The organism is Paraprevotella xylaniphila YIT 11841, assembly GCF_000205165.1.
GTDB classification, from domain to species: Bacteria; Bacteroidota; Bacteroidia; order Bacteroidales; family Bacteroidaceae; genus Paraprevotella; species Paraprevotella xylaniphila.
In genome coordinates, this window is record NZ_GL883880.1 from 18,363 (window position 1) to 35,619 (window position 17,257).

The window sequence follows — 17,257 nt, forward strand, 5'->3', positions numbered from 1 at the left end:
TTCCGATTTAAGAAGCAATATGGCAAAGAGGAGCATCGTTTTTATTATAAACCCTATATCTGGAACTCAAAGTAAGGACAATATCATAGAACTGATTTCTCAGCATTTGGATCAAGATAAATTCAATTATCAGGTTGTCCGGACTGAATATGCCGGACATGCTACTTTATTGGCACAAGAGCATGTTGAAAAAGGCTGTGATGCGGTTGTGGCTATTGGGGGTGACGGTACGGTCAATGAAATAGCCCGTTCCTTAGTACATACTTCCGTGGCCTTCGGTGTCATTCCTTGTGGCTCGGGAAACGGATTGGCACGTCATTTACGCATTCCCATGGATCCGCTTGGTTCCATTAAGGTGCTTAATCGTTTTGATATCGAGTGTCTGGATTATGGGAAGATAAATGATGTCCCTTTTTTTTGTACATGCGGTGTAGGGTTTGATGCTTTTGTAAGTTCCAAATTCGCTCATTCGGAGAAACGCGGAGTATTGACTTATTTGGAGAACACGCTTCGAGAAGGCTTAAAATATAAGCCGGACACATATGAGATTGAAATAGAAGGAGAAACGTCCAAATACAAGGCCTTTCTGATAGCTTGTGCCAATGCGTCTCAATATGGGAATAATGCATATATCGCTCCTCACGCTTCTATGTCGGACGGACTTATGGATGTAACGATAATGGAGCCTTTTACAGTTCTGGAAGCTCCTCAGATTGCCGTTCAGTTGTTCAATAGGACATTGTTGCAGAATAATAAGATCAAGACATTCCGATGCAAAAACATTCGCATCCATCGTGAACACCCCGGGGTGATTCATTTTGATGGCGATCCCATGTCGGCCGGGACGGATATTGACGTACAATTGATACAAAAAGGCTTGAATATGATTGTGAATACTCAACAAGCCTCAGACACTGCGTTTGGGCGGGTTGTTTCAGAATTATATGACGAATTGATTTCTTTGAGTATAAGCGTACGTAATCGAAATATCCGGCGTATAGACAGCTTTAACAAAGAAGTCATGAGACGCCTGAAATTATAATCAAAAATGTATGTAATATTCTTCTGTGAGCTTTTTGTATTCTTCCGTGTAAATACCATTTCTGTCTCTGACCATGAGCCGTGTGGTTTGAGGGTAAGGCGTATTTCCTTTTTTAAAGCTCAATAAGGCTCTTTTCGGCATACTCTCAGGCAAACTGTGTATCATGCATCTTTTGTGGAGATTGAGCCCCCTCTCCCACGCCATTTGTATGAAAGCATCGGCTGACGATGCAGGGAGGACGACGTTGAAACAAGCTCCGTCGTTCAACCATGTATATGCGTTAGCGATGAGTGCATCGAAAGGAAGAGCGTCACTATGGCGTGCATAGTTACGTTTTTCTCCAGGGCATTGCAGTGAATTCGTGAAAAACGGCGGGTTACATGTTATCAGGTCAAACTTTTTCTGAGGAATGTAAGTGAGGGCATTTTCTACTTCAAAATGCAGACGTTGTGACCAAGGTGTCTTTTTCCCGTTATCTGTGGCTTGGTTTACTGCTTCCTCGTCTATGTCTATTCCTATGATGTATGCGTTGCACTTTTGAGCTAACATGATGGCTATCAATCCGGAACCTGTGCCGATGTCGAGGATATATTTGGAATCGGGACAAACTTCCGTCCATGCGCCCAGCAGTACTCCATCCGTACCAACCTTCATGGCACATTTGTCGTGATAAATTGTGAACTTCTTAAAGTCGAAATGAGTTTTTGCCATAAAATTCGGGTGTAATCTTAGAGTCTATCCTTCGTTTTGCTTGCAAAAGTAGCAAATATTTGTTATTTCCACTGTATATCATACGTAGAGTACACTCTTTTTTTGTATCTTTGCCACGTTTTGTGAAAAAAGTTTTGTTCACTAAATCATTTAAGATTTTTAATATGCATATTGACGATAATCAGAATCCATTTTCATTGGTTGCAGATTTTGAAGGAGATGAATCCAGTGTTTTCGACGTGGAAATGGAGGCCACATTACCGATTTTGCCGTTGCGCAACATGGTGTTATTCCCAGGTGTGGTGATGCCTGTGGCAGTGGGACGGAAGTCTTCTCTTCGTTTGGCGAAAGCCGCAGATAAAAATAAATTGAACATCGGCGTAGTTTGTCAGTTGAGTCCGGAGACAGAGAATCCGGGGTTTGATGATTTGTATCACATCGGGACGATGGCAAAGATTATTCGTATTCTTGAATTGCCAGACCGTTCTACCACTGTCATCTTACAAGGTATGAGCCGTTTCGATTTGAAAGGTATTGTGTCCGACAAGCCTTATCTTACCGGTATGGTAGAGAAATTAGAAGACACGCTCCCTTCGAAGAATAACAAAGAGTTCGAAATCTTGGCGGAAGCTTGTCGCGAACGTACGGTGCAGTACATTCAGATGAGTGACCAAATGCCGAAGGAATCCATGTTCGCGGTGAAAAACGTGAGCAACAATATGTTTTTGGTAAACTTTGTATGCGCCAATTTCCCATTCCCTATTGTCCGCAAGATGGAGTTGTTGAGAGAGGGGGCACTGGATTTGCGTACGGTCAACTTGCTCAAGTTGTTGAACAAGGAAATCCAATATTCTGAACTTCGGGCCGAAATCCAACGTAAGACCCGGGAAGATTTGGACATGCAACAACGTGAGTACTTTTTGCAACAACAAATCAAAAACATACAGGATGAACTCGGCGGTACGCCGCAGGATCAGGACTTGCATGATTTACGTACTCAGGCCAAAAAAAAGAAATGGCCGGAAGACGTTGCCAAGACATTCAATCGGGAAGTGGACAAACTTGAACGTTTGAATCCCCAAAGTCCGGATTATAACGTCCAACTCAATTATTTGCAAACAATGTTGAGCCTGCCTTGGCAGACCTATACGGAAGATAATTTAAATTTGAAGAATGCCGAAAGAGTTTTGAACAAAGACCATTACGGCTTGGAGAAAGTAAAAGAACGCATATTGGAGCATCTGGCCGTTTTGCAATTAAGAGGCGACCAAAAATCTCCGATAATCTGTTTGTACGGTCCTCCGGGTGTCGGCAAGACATCTTTGGGTAAAAGTATCGCCTCTGCCTTAAAGCGGAAATACATCCGCATGTCTTTGGGTGGATTGCATGACGAGGCTGAAATCCGGGGACACCGCCGCACGTATATCGGAGCTATGCCCGGGCGCATTATAAAAAGTATGATAAAGGCAGGTTCATCCAATCCGGTGTTCATCTTGGACGAGATAGACAAGGTGACGCAGAATACGGTGAATGGCGACCCCTCTTCTGCCTTGTTGGAAGTGCTCGACCCGGAACAGAACAGTGCTTTCCATGATAATTTCCTGGATGTAGACTATGATTTGTCCAAGGTCATGTTTATTGCGACAGCGAATAATATCGGCACGATACCCCGTCCCTTGCTCGACCGTATGGAACTGATAGAAGTGAGCGGCTATATCACGGAAGAGAAGGTAGAGATAGCTAAACGTCATTTGGTGCCCAAGGAAAAGGAAAACAATGGCTTGGCCGACCGGTCGGAAATCAAAATCAGCAAGCCGGCATTGGAGTACATGATAGAGAACTACACCCGTGAGTCCGGTGTGCGAGGATTGGAAAAACAAATAAACAAGGTGTTCCGCAAGATGGCATTGGAATACGCCCGAAATGGTGCATTTTCTTGTACGGACGTGAAAGTGGCCGATGTGGAACGCTTGTTGGGCAAACCTTTATATACTCGCGACAAATACCAGGGCAATGGCTATGCCGGTGTGGTAACCGGATTGGCATGGACTTCCGTAGGGGGGGAAATCCTCTTTATAGAGACGAGCCTGAGCAAGGGAAAAGGTAGCAAGTTGACGCTCACAGGAAATTTGGGCGACGTAATGAAAGAGTCGGCGGTTTTGGCATTGGAATATATCAAAGCGCATGCTGACCATTTGCATATTGATGCGCGGATTTTCGACCTATGGAATATCCATGTGCACGTGCCTGAAGGAGCCGTACCTAAAGACGGACCGTCGGCCGGTATTACCATGGCTACTTCCATCGCTTCGGCATTGACCCAACGTAAGGTCCGCCCGAATCTGGCTATGACCGGTGAGATAACGTTACGTGGAAAAGTGCTGCCCGTAGGAGGCATCAAGGAGAAAATCCTGGCAGCAAAACGTGCAGGCATCAAAGATATCGTCATGTGTGAGGAAAACCGCAAGAACATAGAGGAAATTCCGGAAATGTATCTCAAAGGGCTGTCGTTCCATTATGTGAATGATGTGTCCGAGGTCTTGAATTTTGCTTTGTTGGATGAAAAAGTAACCAATGCCATCGAGTTTACTTTCGATGAGCCTAAGAACGAAACGAAATGAAGTTTGAACTCCAACATACAGATTCCCTTACGTCGGCTCGGGCCGGGGTGTTGACCACAGACCATGGCTTGATAGAGACGCCTGTTTTCATGCCGGTGGGCACGGTGGGCTCGGTCAAAGCCGTCCATCCGTGGGAATTGAAGGAAGACATCAAGGCGCAAATCATTTTGGGAAATACTTATCATTTGTACTTGCGGCCTGGTATTAATGTCCTGGAAAAAGCCGGTGGGTTGCACAAGTTCAACGGTTTTGACCGCCCTATCCTGACCGACAGCGGAGGCTTCCAAGTCTTTTCGTTGACCGGTATCCGTAAATTGCGTGAGGAAGGGTGCGAATTCCGTTCGCACATCGACGGTTCAAAACATATTTTCACCCCCGAGAAGGTCATGGACATTGAGCGTGCCATCGGGGCAGACATCATGATGGCATTCGACGAATGTCCACCGGGCACATCCGACTACGCATACGCGAAAAAAAGTTTGGGGCTGACCCACCGTTGGTTGGACCGCTGTATTCGTCGTTTCAATGAGACAGAACCCCGATACGGTTACCAACAATCACTTTTTCCCATCGTGCAAGGCTGCACTTATAAGGACTTGCGTATCCAATCGGCCGAGTTCGTGGCATCGAAGGAGGCCGATGGCAATGCCATTGGCGGATTGGCTGTGGGCGAACCGGCGGAAGTGATGTACGAAATGATAGAGGTGGTCAACGGGATCTTGCCGAAAGACAAGCCTCGTTATCTTATGGGGGTCGGTACACCGGTGAATATTCTTGAAGGCATAGAGCGTGGAGTAGACATGTTCGACTGCGTGATGCCTACGCGTAACGGGCGCAATGCCATGCTGTTCACACAGAATGGTATTATGAACCTGCGTAATAAGAAATGGGAAGACGACTTTTCGCCTTTGGATCCAGACGGGACTTCTTACGTAGACAAGGCATATAGCAAAGCCTACCTGCATCATCTTTTCAAAGCTCAGGAATTGTTGGCGCTGCAAATCGCCTCCATCCATAATCTTGCTTTTTATCTGTGGCTGACACGCGAGGCGCGACGCCATATCATAGTCGGGGACTTCTCTTCTTGGAAAGCCTTGATGGTAAAAAGGGTGGCCGCACGGCTATAATTAAAGAAGTACTGTATATGAAGTGGTATAAACGTCTCATTTCCAAGTTGGATGTGTATCTTATCAAGAAGTTCCTGGGTACATATTTCTTTTCCATAGCATTGATTATTTCCATTGCCGTGGTGTTCGACTTCAATGAGAATATCGATAAGTTTACGACCAACCATGCCCCGTGGAAAGGTATCATTTTCGAGTACTACGCCAACTTCGTCCCTTATTTTTCCAATTTGTTCAGTCCGCTGTTCGTGTTCATCTCTGTGATATTCTTCACCTCCAAACTGGCAGAGAATTCGGAGATTATCGCCATGATGGCCGCCGGGATGAGTTTCAAGCGCCTGATGCGCCCTTATATGATTTCGGCAGCCATCATTGCGGTGATGACTTTCCTGTTGGGAGCCTACGTTATTCCTAAGGGAAGCGTCACGCGACTAAACTTTGAGAACACATATAAAAAGAAAAAAAGGACGGAATTCGCCCAGAATGTGCAACTACAGGTCGATACGGGGGTTATTGCGTTTATCGAACATTTCGACGGGCGTACCAAGACCGGTTATCATTTCTCGTTGGACAAGTTTGTGAACAAGAAGCTTGTGTCACACCTTACGGCGGCTTCGGTGTCTTACGACACATTGTCGGACGAGCGTTACCATTGGCGAATCAACAACTACACGCTCCGCGAATTGAAAGGCATGCGTGAGTACATTTCCCATGGTTCGAGGATAGATTCCATCATCGCCATGGAACCGTCGGACTTCTTGCTGACGCGTAACCAACAGGAAACCTTGACCAGTCCGGAACTGAAAGAATATATCGTCAAGCAGCGTGCCCGTGGCTCGGGGAATGTGAAACCGTTCGAGGTGGAGTACCAGAAACGGTTTGCCACTCCCTTTGCTTCGTTCATCCTGACGATTATCGGTCTTTCCCTTTCGGCGCGGAAGCGGAAAGGGGGCATGGGACTGTATTTGGGCATCGGGTTGGCACTAAGTGCCTCTTACATTTTGTTCCAGACGGTTTCGTCTACTTTTGCAATCAATGCAGACTGGCCGCCGGCTTTGGCGGCGTGGCTGCCCAATATAATATTTGCCTTTATTGCGTTCTTCCTTTATAAAAAGGCACCGCAGTAGAGTGGAATGTAGGATTTAAACACAAATTAGAACAGTGGATTTTTACGATTTGGATTTAAGCGACCAAGTGCTCGATGCCTTGGACGATATGAATTTTACCGAGTGCACGCCTATTCAGGAACATGCCATCCCCGTGATTCTCGAGGGGCGTGACATGATTGGTGTGGCGCAGACGGGGACGGGTAAGACTGCGGCTTTCCTGCTTCCCATATTGAGTAAGCTAAGCGATGGCGGTTATCCCGAAAAAGCCATTAATTGTATCATTATGTCCCCCACCCGGGAACTGGCCCAACAAATAGACCAGGCCATGGAGGGGTTTTCCTATTATATGAACGTGTCGAGCGTAGCTGTATATGGTGGAAACGACGGGATACGTTACGAGCAGGAGAAACGCGGGTTGGCCATGGGAGCCGACGTGATAATCGCCACGCCGGGACGCTTAATCAGTCATTTGAGTTTAGGCAACGTAGATTTGTCTGAAGTGTCTTTCTTTGTATTAGATGAGGCAGACCGCATGTTGGACATGGGTTTCAGCGACGACATCATGCAGATTGTCAAGTATTTGCCCAAAGAACGCCAGACCATCATGTTTTCGGCCACGATGCCCCGGAAGATTCAAGACTTGGCGCGCACCATCCTGCACGATCCGGTAGAAGTGAAACTGGCCGTATCGAAACCGGCCGACAAAATCGTGCAGTCGGCTTACGTATGCTATGAGGCGCAAAAGGTGTCATTAGTCAAAAAGCTGTTTGCTGAGCGGCCTCCACATCGCGTGATTGTCTTTGCGTCTTCCAAATTGAAAGTGAAAGACATGGCCATTGCCTTGGGACGTGCCGGATTTAAGGTCGGTGCCATGCACTCGGATTTGGAACAGCAGGAGCGTGACGAAGTGATGTATAAGTTCAAAGCCCAACAAATCGACGTGTTGGTAGCTACGGACATTGTGGCGCGTGGCATCGACATCGACGATATCCAGTTGGTCATCAATTTCGATGTGCCTCATGATGCCGAAGATTATGTGCACCGTATCGGTCGTACAGCCCGCGCCAACAACGACGGAGAGGCGATAACCTTGGTGAGCGAGAAAGACCAGCAACGTTTTGCTTCCATCGAGCATTTCCTTGAAACTGAAATAGAAAAACGTTCCCTGCCGGAAGGGCTTGGAGAAGGCCCGGCCTATCGGCCGGAAAAAGGTGGCGAAAAGGGGAATGGCAGACATGGAAGTCCAAGACACGGCAGGCGGCAAGGCAAATCGGGAAACCGCAGAAAAACAAGCCCCATCCCACAAACACATACTCCAAACAATACCAAGGCACAAGCTTCCGGTTCAAAAAGTGCGCCGGTAAATGGGGACGCGCCGAAATCGCCATCTTTGACAGAGAAGAAAAACAAGAATAAGCCTCGAAGATATTTTAATAAGAAGAAATCTGCAACCGTTTCGCAAGGAAGCGCAGAAAAGAGGGAAAATACAGGCGGTGTTTCCTGATAGAATTGTTCCGCATTAATGGAAACCGTCCGTTTGCCTTCGCGAAGGCAAACGGACGGTTTTTTTTATTTCTCTTTTTTCAGTAAGTCCCTGATTTCCGTGAGCAGTTGGATGTCGGCCGGAGGGGCAGCCGGAGCTTTCGGTTCCTCTTTCTTCTTTTTGTTGAGGGCGTTCATTCCTTTTACCAAAAGGAAGATGGCCAGTGCAATGATGATGAAGTCCAACGTGGTCTGGATAAAATTACCGTAATTCAGCGTGACGGCCGGCGTCACCTCTGCCCCTCCCTCCACGACTGCTTCTTTCAATGTGATTTTCAGGTCGGAGAAATTCACTCCGCCGATGAGCAATCCGACGGGCGGCATGATGATGTCGGCCACCACCGAAGAAACGATTTTACCGAAGGCACCGCCGATAATGATACCGACCGCCATGTCCACCACATTGCCACGCATGGCAAATTGCTTGAATTCTTGCAAGATTTTTTTCATAGTTCCCAGTTCTGTTTATGAATTACCAGGGCAAGTTAAGCAAAATTATTCCAATGGCCAAATTTCTCTTTCATTCTTTTCCTTTTCTTTTCCCTCTTATTGTTTTTCTTTACAGCCATAGTGTCGTGTCCTTTTGTTTTTAAGATAAAATCATGATTTTCTAAACCTTTGTATAATAGATACTTATGAATGTAAAATCAATCTCCTGAGATTGAAAAATCAATCGGCTGAGAATGATTTTCCGTTCTGCGGCAAACGATTTTTCATTTTCAGGAGATTGATTTTATGCTTGGAGGAAGGTGCGCGGAGAGGTTCATCGGATATTCTGAAAAATATACAGAACGGACGTACGCTCAATGCCTGAACCGGGAAGTATCCACTTCCTTGATTTCCTTTTTCTTATATCCTCCGAAACGGAAATTGAAGTTCAGGGTGAACGTTCTTAGGTAAAAAGAGTTTTCCATTCTCACGTCCTGACCTCCGTAACGTAGGTTACATTCCGGCATACTTGTATTGAATATGTCGCTACAACGGGCAGAGAGTGTGGCTTTGCCTCCGGCAAAGGTCCATTTCACCCCGGCATCTACCGTACCCACCATTTTCAGGTCGTATGTACCTTGTATGGCCGGAGTCTGCATGAATCCGCGCAATTCGAAAGCCAGATTCTTGTTCAGCTTGAACGTGTTGTCCCATTGGCACTGCAAAATCCACTTTTTCCGGTCGAAAGGAAGGTCGAAAAAGTCGTCGCAACGGTGGCGTGCGTATTGTTCCACCGCTACCCAACGGGAATCCCACCACGTTCCGACCTGGAACGGCACCGTGGCCATGAGGCCTACGTACTGTGTGTAGTTCCAGTTCATCATCTTGTAAATCATGGCTAACCGTTCTGTGGACTGATAGGCAGTCTGCATGAACTGGTCTTGGGTACGGGAGAAGTATGCGCCGAAGACATACTTCTGCTTCAGGATGTAGTTGGCATTCACACTGTAGTTCGTCTGAGGACGCAATCCGGGTGTGCCCCATATTTCGGAATATCCGTTGATATAGCTGACGGAAGACTGCATTTCCCAATATCCCGGATAAGTCTTTCGGGTGGAGAGCGAGAGTTGCAGGATGTGTTCGGGAGTCTTCATGTAAGTGAGGGAAGCCTGAGGGTAGAAAGCCCATTTGCGGTAATTGCCGATGGAGTAATACTCCCCTGTGCCCGATACCGACCATGATATACCACCGGGGTAATCTTTTCCCAACGATACGTAGAAGTCTGTGGTCTGTTCTTTTAACTTGGAGTCCGTAGAGGGAGTGGCGATGTCGCCTTCCACCTCGGTGTAGGTTTGAAAGTCATGGTTATGGGTTTGTGTATAAGAGACGCCATATCCCAGATTCCATCCTTGGGACAGTTTGTGTTTCTGGTCGGCATACACGTTGTAGCGGTCTATCCGTTGCCCGCCAGCCAAGGTGAAACGGTTCCGGTTGCCGTCGGCATACTCGGCGTGCATCCACCGCCTGTTGTCGGTCGTATAGTGCGTATAGTCCCCGCCGGCATCCAGGCCGAATCCCGAACGGAGGTGCAATGCGATGTTGTGCATCTGGGCTTCGCGACGGCCGTCTATGTCACTGGTTTGGAAATTTCCTGTTGTTTGCGCGTCCTCTTGTATATTCGGCATGTATTTGCCGGTATAAGCCAAGTCTATGCTGCTGTTTTCGTTGAAGTGGTATTCTCCGGCCACCCGCATGTTATGCCTGTAAGCTTTGTTGCGAAGCTGTTCGTTTTCTTCTATGGAATATATCTGTCCGTCCAGGGTGTGCCGTGAAAATAAGTTGTAATATTGCATCGTGTGTACACGGTCTATGCCGTACATGGCATCCAATGCCAGTTTCGGGGTTGAGAAACGGAAATTCCCGGTGGCATTGCCCGCGTTGAAGTAGCAGTTGTCATAAGTTACGTTGACTTCGCCCTGAAAGGAATAGTCGTTGGGACGTTTCAGAACGACGTTCAGGGAAGCTCCTCTTACGTGATATTGCGGAGGAGTACTATACATGACCTCCACTTTCTCCACGCGGCTGACCGGAGTATTCCGCAAAAGGGTCTCCAACTGTCCCGCATCCATCGTAGTGGGCTTGCCGTTCAGGATGACCGTGACCTCTCCGACACCGGCCAAGGTCAATTTGCCCCCTATCTCTTGCACGCCGGGCAACCTCTGCAAGGCCTCGTAAGTGTTGTTGACGACTTTGTCCCGGACGATTTGTTCCAAATCATAGTTCAACCTCCCCTCTTCCACTCTTACTATGGGGCGCTCGGCTTTGACCACGACCTCACCGATGGTGCGGTCAGCCGGTTGTAGTACAATGGTCCCGGCATCCTTTCCTGTTCCGTTTACGGTTTGTGAACGGTATAAAAGGTGTTGTACAATCAGGCGATACTGCTCCGGTTGGGCCGGTAGGGTGAAATGTCCGTCGGCATCCGATACGGCGGCACTGACGAATGTGGAATCCGGAGCCTGCAATACTACCGTAGCCCCTGTTACCGGACAGGATTTCCGGTCCGTAATTCTTCCGGTAACAGTCTGGGCATCCAGTATTTGAATACCCAGACCGTAACTCCCCAATAAAAGGACGCTTAAAATCTTGTATGTTCTGTTCATGATGGTGTGCAGGGGTTAATACTCGAGAAGTTCCATTGTCGGCTTGCCGTCGTATCCTACACAGATATTGACCATATAGCAACTGGCATCGTCGGGGATACATACCGTGGCATTGAAATGGCATCCGCGCGGACCGGCTTCGGAAAATACCATATTCGACAGGATGGCCTGGTTCAGGAAGCCACTGGGTACAAGCCCGGTGAAACTCTTCCGGGTATAGTCTTGTGAAAACAAGCATGTTTTCCCCTTGTACACGCAGATGTGAATCACGTTGTCGTAGTATACATTTTCCACGGCGATGCCCTCGTCCGTATAACTTGTCTTATATACTTTCAAGCGCGAGGGGTTGACGTAGACATAGCAATGGTAACGCTCGCCGCCATGGAACACTACTGTGTCTTTTTTTACGACTTCATTGTAGGTGAGCGTGGCGGCTTGCCGATGGATGAAATAGATACTGTCGTTCGGGTCTTCCGACCGGACGAGCTTCACGATGTCGCCCGTGGCCGAATGGAAGTGGAAAAGGTGATTTCCCCTCTTGTCTATGGGGTAAGCGGTCGTATCTCCCCCACCGGCCAAAAACAAAGTATCCTTACGGATGAAAAAACGTACCGGTACGTTGGCCGTATCGGGGTAATAGATGGTGTCCCCTTTGGCGCAGAACGAAACGGTCTCGGTCTCCTGGTCGATCCAGATTCCCTGCAAAGCTTTTTTGGCCTCCTGGTCTTCCGGTTCGGGAGTATCCCCGTTTGGAGTCCGGTTGTCCCTTGTGCCGCAACTTGTCCACGCAGCCACGGACACTAAAAGACTACCGTATATAATATGATGTATCCATTTCATTACTTTCCGATACAATGGTATTCAAATCCGGCTTCGCGTACTTCGCCTGCGTCATATACGTTACGCCCGTCGATGACGAGCCGTCCGCTCATCGTCTTCTTCAGCACGCCCCAAGCCGGCAGGCGGAATTCCTTCCATTCGGTCACTAAGAGCAGCGCGTCGGCATCCAATGCCGCTTCGTACATGTCACGGGCATAAATGACTGCGTCACCCAAACGGCGGCGACATTCGTTCATGGCTTCCGGATCGTAGACACGAACCGTGCATCCGGCTTCCAATAATTTCCGGATAAGGATGAGAGAAGGGGCTTCGCGCATGTCGTCCGTCTCTGGCTTGAAAGCCAGTCCCCACAATGTGACGGTCTTGCCAGCCAACTCATGTTGCCATGCCGCGTCCAACTTGTGGAAGAGGATGGATTTTTGACGTTCGTTTACTGTCTCTACGGCTTTCAGCACAGCCATTTCGTACCCGTTTTGCTCGGCCGTCTTGATGAGTGCCTTCACGTCTTTGGGAAAACAAGAGCCTCCGTAGCCGCATCCGGCATATAGGAACTTGCGGCCGATACGGGTGTCGGCTCCGATACCGTTGCGCACCATGTTGACATCCGCTCCCACGCGTTCGCACAAATTGGCGATGTCGTTCATGAAAGAGATACGTGTGGCCAACATGGAGTTCGCCGCGTATTTCGTCATCTCTGCAGAGGGAATGTCCATGAATATCACCCGGAAATTGTTAATAAGGAAAGGTTTGTAGAGTTTGGTCATCAGTTCCTTGGCTTTTTCAGACTCCACGCCTACCACCACGCGGTCCGGGCTCATGAAGTCGCTGATGGCGTTGCCTTCTTTCAGGAACTCCGGATTGGAAGCTACATCGAATTTGATGTCAAGACCCCGTTTGTCCAATTCTTCCTGAATGGCGTGGCGCACTTTCCGCGCCGTACCGACAGGAACGGTGCTCTTAGTGACAACCAGTTTGTAATCAGTCATATATCTACCTATAGTTCGAGCAACTTGTAGGACGTATTTCAAGTCCGCGCTTCCGTCTTCGTCGGGTGGAGTCCCCACAGCACTGAATATCACCTGCACCTTGTCGAGCACGCTTTCGAGCGTGGTGGTGAAATCCAACCGCCCTGCCTTTTGATTCTTCAAGACCAACTCTTTCAGGCCTGGTTCGTAAATAGGAATTTCACCTTGTTTGAGCTTTTCAATTTTATTCCGGTCCACGTCCACACAAGTGACATTGACCCCTATTTCGGCAAAACATGCACCGGTTACCAAACCTACGTAGCCGCTGCCTACAATCGCTATATTCATATTTTCGTTGCTATTAACCACAGGCAAAAGTAATGAAAAATAGGGCTATCAACAATACAAGCTGAAATATTTGATAACTTTTTCTGCAAAAATTAGCAATGTCCACGGGAAAGCCGTAAATTTGTAGTGTGAAAGAGTTAGTAAAACATATCGAGATATTGTTGTTGGACCACGACTGCGTGGTGGTTCCGCAAATCGGGGGATTCGTGACTTGCAACGCCCCGGCCAAATACGTGGAAGATGAGAATCTGTTTTTACCTCCTATCCGCACGGTGGGGTTCAACGAACGCCTGAAAGCCGATGACGGGTTGTTGGTCCGTTCATACGTGGAAGCATACGGTTGTTCCGACATCGAAGCGAGAACCATGCTCGGGGAACAGATCCGTGACCTGCAACAGGAATTGTGGGAGGCAGGTACGTACGACCTTGGGAGCATTGGCGTATTGATGTTGGACGAACGGAACAATGTGGGGTTTTCACCTTGTCAGGCCGGTACGGTCTGTCCGGCTTATTATGGTTTGGATGCCTTGCTGTTCGAACCTTTGCAGGCGGAAAAAACGGTGGAAGCGTCATTGGCCGTCGAGGTTTCGCGTACAGTCCCCGAAAGAAAGCCCGAAACAGTGACGGTCGAAAGCGAACCTGTGGCACGCGGAGAAATTACCATCCGGCTGAAGACGGCGTGGCTGCAAAACATTGCTGCCGTGGCTGCCGTGGTGCTCTTGTTTTTCCTGATGTCTCCCGATGCCAAGAACACGGGGGTATCTTCCGCAAGCCAGGCCGAGTTTGCTCGCCTGATGTGGATGCCTGCGGTACAGGAAACTGTGCCTGAGGCATTCAACAAGCCGGAAGAAATACAAGTCAAGGGTTCAGGAACGGGTGTGGAAAGTCCGGTGTCGGCTGCTGTCCAACCGGAAACCGTCCAAAAGGCGGCTGTTTCGGTGGCAGTGGAAAGCGGTTTTTGCGTCGTGGTGGCCAGTGCCATACCGGAAAAGAACGCGAAAGCGTATGTCGAACGGCTTCATAAGGAAGGTTACAAAGAGGCGCAAGTATATAAAAAAGGAAATATGGTGCGTGTGGTTTTTCCGGGATTTGCATCCGAAGCGGAAGCGCATGCCAAGATGAACGCTTTGAGTGACCGGTCGGAAGAATTTGCTTACGCATGGGTTTACCAAATCAAGTAAGGAATACAAGGAATGAAAAGAGTACGTTGTCCTAAATGTGACCATTATATCACTTTTGACGAAACCCAGTATGAAGACGGGCAGTCGCTTGTTTTCGAATGTCCGGAATGCCGCAAGCAGTTCGGCATACGTATCGGGGTATCCAAATTGAGGGCTACACGTAAGGAAGAGACCGTGGACGAGAACGAGAACGATGACGCATACGGCAGCATCGTTGTGGTGGAGAACGTCTTCCACTATAAGCAGGTGCTTCCGCTGAAGTTGGGCGACAACGTAATCGGACGGTATGTGAAAGGGACTGCCATTTCTACCCCCATCGAGACAGTAGACCCCAGTGTGGACACCAAGCATTGCATCATCAATGTGAAGCGGGACAAGAACGGTCGTCTGGTGTACACCTTGCGCGACGCGCCGAGCAATACCGGCACTTTTTATATGAATGACATATTGACGGACTATGACCGTGTGAGACTGGAGGACGGCAGCATAGTCACTATCGGGGCTACCACGCTGATATTGCGTGCGGCTCGTGAAGAATAATTTTTATCTTATTTTATGCAACCGGAATTGAGCAAGATGGTTGCCGCTACACTTTCCATTGCCGAAAGACAAGTGGCACGCACCTTGGATTTATTAGCGGAAGGGGCTACCATCCCTTTTATCAGCCGTTACCGTAAGGAGATGACCGGAGGGCTGGATGAAGTGCAAATCGGAGAAATCAAAAGAGTGTATGACAAATTGGTCGAGACGGGGAAACGAAAGGAAACGATATTGGCTTCCATCGAGGCGCAAGACAAGTTGACCGATGAACTGAAACGGAGAATCGTGGCTTGTTGGGACGCTACGGAATTGGAAGACATCTATTTGCCTTATAAACCGAAACGTCGTACGCGTGCCGAGATTGCCCGGCAGAAAGGACTGGAGCCCTTGGCCGTAATTATCGCCATGCAGCGTGAGGCGCACATACGCGAAGTGGCCGGACGTTATGTGAACGGGCAAGTAAAGGATGCGGACGAGGCTTTGGCTGGGGCTTCGGATATTTTGGCCGAACAGTTCAACGAGAACGAACGTTGCCGGAATGCCGTGCGCCAACAGTTCCGCCGTGGAGCCGTCATCAGTTCCAAAGTGGTGAAGGGTAAAGAGGAGGAAGGGGCAAAATACCGTGATTATTTTGATTTCAGCGAACCGTTGAAGCGATGTTCATCCCATCGCCTGTTGGCTTTGCGACGCGGAGAGGCGGAAGGTATCCTGAAGGTGGCTATTTCGCCGGACGACGAGACCTGCGTAGAGAACTTGAATCGTTTGTGCGTCAAAGGGAACGGTGAATGTAGTAAACTTGTAGCTTCCGCATTGACAGATAGTTATAAGCGTTTGATTAAACCTTCCATCGAAACGGAATTTGCAGCCGCTTCCAAACAAAAAGCCGATGATGAGGCCATCAGGGTCTTCGCGCAAAATCTTCACCAACTGCTTTTGGCTCCGCCTTTGGGGCAGAAACGCGTGTTGGGCTTAGACCCCGGATTCCGTACGGGATGCAAGGTGGTATGCTTGGATGCCCAGGGGAATTTGTTGCATAACGAAGCGGTATACCCCCACCCTCCGCGTAATGAATATGCACAGGCGCAACGGAAGTTGCAGAAATTAGTGGAACAGTACGACATACAGGCCATAGCCATAGGGAACGGTACGGCCAGTCGCGAGACGGAGAGCTTCGTGCAATCTGTCCGTTTCGACCGTCCGGTAGAAGCGTTCGTGGTGAGTGAAGACGGGGCTTCCATCTATTCGGCTTCCAAAATCGCCCGTGAGGAATTTCCGGAATATGACGTGACGGTGCGCGGTGCCGTTTCCATCGGACGCAGGTTGATGGACCCGTTGGCGGAATTGGTGAAGATAGACCCGAAATCCATTGGTGTCGGGCAATACCAGCACGACGTGGACCAGACGAAACTGCGGGAAACGTTGAACCGTACGGTAGAGTCTTGCGTGAATGCCGTGGGAGTCAACTTGAATACTGCGAGTTGCCAACTATTGACTTACGTTTCGGGGTTGGGACCGCAACTGGCGCAGAATATCGTGGACTACCGTGCGGAAAACGGCCCCTTCCCCACCCGGCGAGATTTGATGAAAGTGAAGCGCATGGGGGCGAAAGCCTTTGAGCAGTGCGCCGGTTTCTTGCGCATTCCGGGAGGTGAGAATCCTTTGGACAATACAGCCGTGCATCCCGAACGTTATGCCTTGGTGCAAAGGATGGCCAAGGATGCGGGGGCTTCCGTGGAAGAACTCATCCGCAACAAGGAATTGCGGCGGAGCATTCCGTTGGAACAGTATGCGACGGAGGATTGCGGCCTTCCTACGCTGAACGACATCATGAGCGAGCTGGACAAACCGGGGCGCGACCCGCGCAGCAAAATAAAGGCCTTTTCTTTCGATCCCAATGTGCATACGATGGACGACCTGAAGGAAGGGATGGTATTGCCGGGCATCATTTCCAATATTACGAATTTCGGTTGTTTCGTAGACATCGGGGTGCACGAGAAAGGTTTGGTGCATATTTCGCAGTTGGCCGACCGCTATGTGAGCGACCCGAACGAAGTCGTTTCGCTTCACCAACAGGTGAACGTGCGCGTGCTGCAGGTGGACAAGGAACGCAAACGGATTGCATTATCATTGAAAATCTGAGAA

Annotated in this window: 13 protein-coding genes; 8 read left to right on the plus strand and 5 right to left on the minus strand. The window is 48.8% G+C overall.

Annotated features, from left to right (window positions below; genetic code table 11):
• Window positions 1-19 precede the first annotated feature (19 nt).
• Window positions 20-1,042 carry a diacylglycerol/lipid kinase family protein gene (locus tag HMPREF9442_RS12330; RefSeq protein ID WP_040603113.1) on the plus strand — a complete coding sequence of 341 codons (1,023 nt, stop codon included), beginning with the start codon at window positions 20-22 and terminating at the stop codon, window positions 1,040-1,042.
• Here the strand turns inward: HMPREF9442_RS12330 and HMPREF9442_RS12335 are convergent, their stop codons facing one another.
• A complete protein-coding gene (locus HMPREF9442_RS12335) occupies window positions 1,043-1,753 on the minus strand; it encodes a tRNA1(Val) (adenine(37)-N6)-methyltransferase (RefSeq protein ID WP_008629096.1) in 711 nt (236 codons plus the stop codon).
• 164 nt (window positions 1,754-1,917) lie between these two features.
• Between HMPREF9442_RS12335 and lon the strand changes: the two genes are divergently transcribed.
• From lon to HMPREF9442_RS12355, 4 genes are read left to right on the plus strand one after another with little or no spacing between them, the layout of a single operon-like run.
• Window positions 1,918-4,374: an endopeptidase La gene (gene lon, locus HMPREF9442_RS12340; RefSeq protein WP_050795534.1), complete on the plus strand. Its 2,457-nt coding sequence runs from the start codon at window positions 1,918-1,920 to the stop codon at window positions 4,372-4,374.
• The gene (gene tgt, locus HMPREF9442_RS12345; protein ID WP_008629107.1) at window positions 4,371-5,501 is read left to right on the plus strand and encodes a tRNA guanosine(34) transglycosylase Tgt; all 1,131 of its coding nucleotides are present in this window, start codon (window positions 4,371-4,373) and stop codon (window positions 5,499-5,501) included. Before lon ends, tgt begins: the two co-directional genes overlap by 4 nt.
• Before the next feature lie 17 nt (window positions 5,502-5,518).
• The gene (locus HMPREF9442_RS12350) at window positions 5,519-6,625 is read left to right on the plus strand and encodes an LptF/LptG family permease (protein ID WP_008629108.1); all 1,107 of its coding nucleotides are present in this window, start codon (window positions 5,519-5,521) and stop codon (window positions 6,623-6,625) included.
• 34 nt (window positions 6,626-6,659) lie between these two features.
• Complete coding sequence (locus HMPREF9442_RS12355; protein WP_008629109.1) at window positions 6,660-8,111, plus strand: DEAD/DEAH box helicase; 1,452 nt, start codon at window positions 6,660-6,662, stop codon at window positions 8,109-8,111.
• 65 nt (window positions 8,112-8,176) lie between these two features.
• Here the strand turns inward: HMPREF9442_RS12355 and mscL are convergent, their stop codons facing one another.
• From mscL to HMPREF9442_RS12375, 4 genes are all read right to left on the minus strand, one after another.
• Window positions 8,177-8,599, minus strand: a complete 423-nt coding sequence (gene mscL / locus HMPREF9442_RS12360; RefSeq protein WP_008629111.1) for a large-conductance mechanosensitive channel protein MscL — start codon at window positions 8,597-8,599, stop codon at window positions 8,177-8,179.
• Window positions 8,600-8,952: 353 nt separating this feature from the next.
• Entirely contained in the window at window positions 8,953-11,241 is a 2,289-nt protein-coding gene (locus tag HMPREF9442_RS12365) for a TonB-dependent receptor (protein WP_008629122.1), read from the minus strand.
• A 15-nt stretch (window positions 11,242-11,256) separates the two neighbouring features.
• A complete protein-coding gene (locus tag HMPREF9442_RS12370; RefSeq protein WP_008629123.1) occupies window positions 11,257-12,081 on the minus strand; it encodes a DUF4738 domain-containing protein in 825 nt (274 codons plus the stop codon).
• Window positions 12,081-13,394, minus strand: a complete 1,314-nt coding sequence (locus HMPREF9442_RS12375) for a UDP-glucose dehydrogenase family protein (RefSeq protein WP_008629124.1) — start codon at window positions 13,392-13,394, stop codon at window positions 12,081-12,083. Before HMPREF9442_RS12375 ends, HMPREF9442_RS12370 begins: the two co-directional genes overlap by 1 nt.
• 128 nt (window positions 13,395-13,522) lie before the next feature.
• Between HMPREF9442_RS12375 and HMPREF9442_RS12380 the strand changes: the two genes are divergently transcribed.
• Genes HMPREF9442_RS12380 through HMPREF9442_RS12390 form a run of 3 tightly spaced genes read left to right on the plus strand, consistent with a single transcriptional unit; the run spans window position 13,523 to window position 17,254 of the window.
• Entirely contained in the window at window positions 13,523-14,575 is a 1,053-nt protein-coding gene (locus tag HMPREF9442_RS12380) for an HU domain-containing protein (RefSeq protein ID WP_008629125.1), read from the plus strand.
• Between the two features lie 12 nt (window positions 14,576-14,587).
• A complete protein-coding gene (locus HMPREF9442_RS12385) occupies window positions 14,588-15,115 on the plus strand; it encodes an FHA domain-containing protein (RefSeq protein ID WP_008629126.1) in 528 nt (175 codons plus the stop codon).
• A 15-nt stretch (window positions 15,116-15,130) separates the two neighbouring features.
• Window positions 15,131-17,254 (plus strand): Tex family protein, encoded by a 2,124-nt coding sequence (locus HMPREF9442_RS12390; RefSeq protein WP_008629127.1) that lies wholly within the window; start codon window positions 15,131-15,133, stop codon window positions 17,252-17,254.
• The last annotated feature ends 3 nt before the right edge of the window (window positions 17,255-17,257 follow it).

Coding starts and splice junctions, on each gene's coding strand:
- HMPREF9442_RS12335 (WP_008629096.1), bottom strand. CDS start 1,753: ATGGCAAAAACTCATTTCGACTTTAAGAAGTTCACAATTTATCACGAC.
- lon (WP_050795534.1), top strand. CDS start 1,918: ATGCATATTGACGATAATCAGAATCCATTTTCATTGGTTGCAGATTTT.
- HMPREF9442_RS12375 (WP_008629124.1), bottom strand. CDS start 13,394: ATGAATATAGCGATTGTAGGCAGCGGCTACGTAGGTTTGGTAACCGGT.
- HMPREF9442_RS12330 (WP_040603113.1), top strand. CDS start 20: ATGGCAAAGAGGAGCATCGTTTTTATTATAAACCCTATATCTGGAACT.
- mscL (WP_008629111.1), bottom strand. CDS start 8,599: ATGAAAAAAATCTTGCAAGAATTCAAGCAATTTGCCATGCGTGGCAAT.
- HMPREF9442_RS12370 (WP_008629123.1), bottom strand. CDS start 12,081: ATGAAATGGATACATCATATTATATACGGTAGTCTTTTAGTGTCCGTG.
- HMPREF9442_RS12365 (WP_008629122.1), bottom strand. CDS start 11,241: ATGAACAGAACATACAAGATTTTAAGCGTCCTTTTATTGGGGAGTTAC.
- HMPREF9442_RS12350 (WP_008629108.1), top strand. CDS start 5,519: ATGAAGTGGTATAAACGTCTCATTTCCAAGTTGGATGTGTATCTTATC.
- HMPREF9442_RS12385 (WP_008629126.1), top strand. CDS start 14,588: ATGAAAAGAGTACGTTGTCCTAAATGTGACCATTATATCACTTTTGAC.
- HMPREF9442_RS12390 (WP_008629127.1), top strand. CDS start 15,131: ATGCAACCGGAATTGAGCAAGATGGTTGCCGCTACACTTTCCATTGCC.
- tgt (WP_008629107.1), top strand. CDS start 4,371: ATGAAGTTTGAACTCCAACATACAGATTCCCTTACGTCGGCTCGGGCC.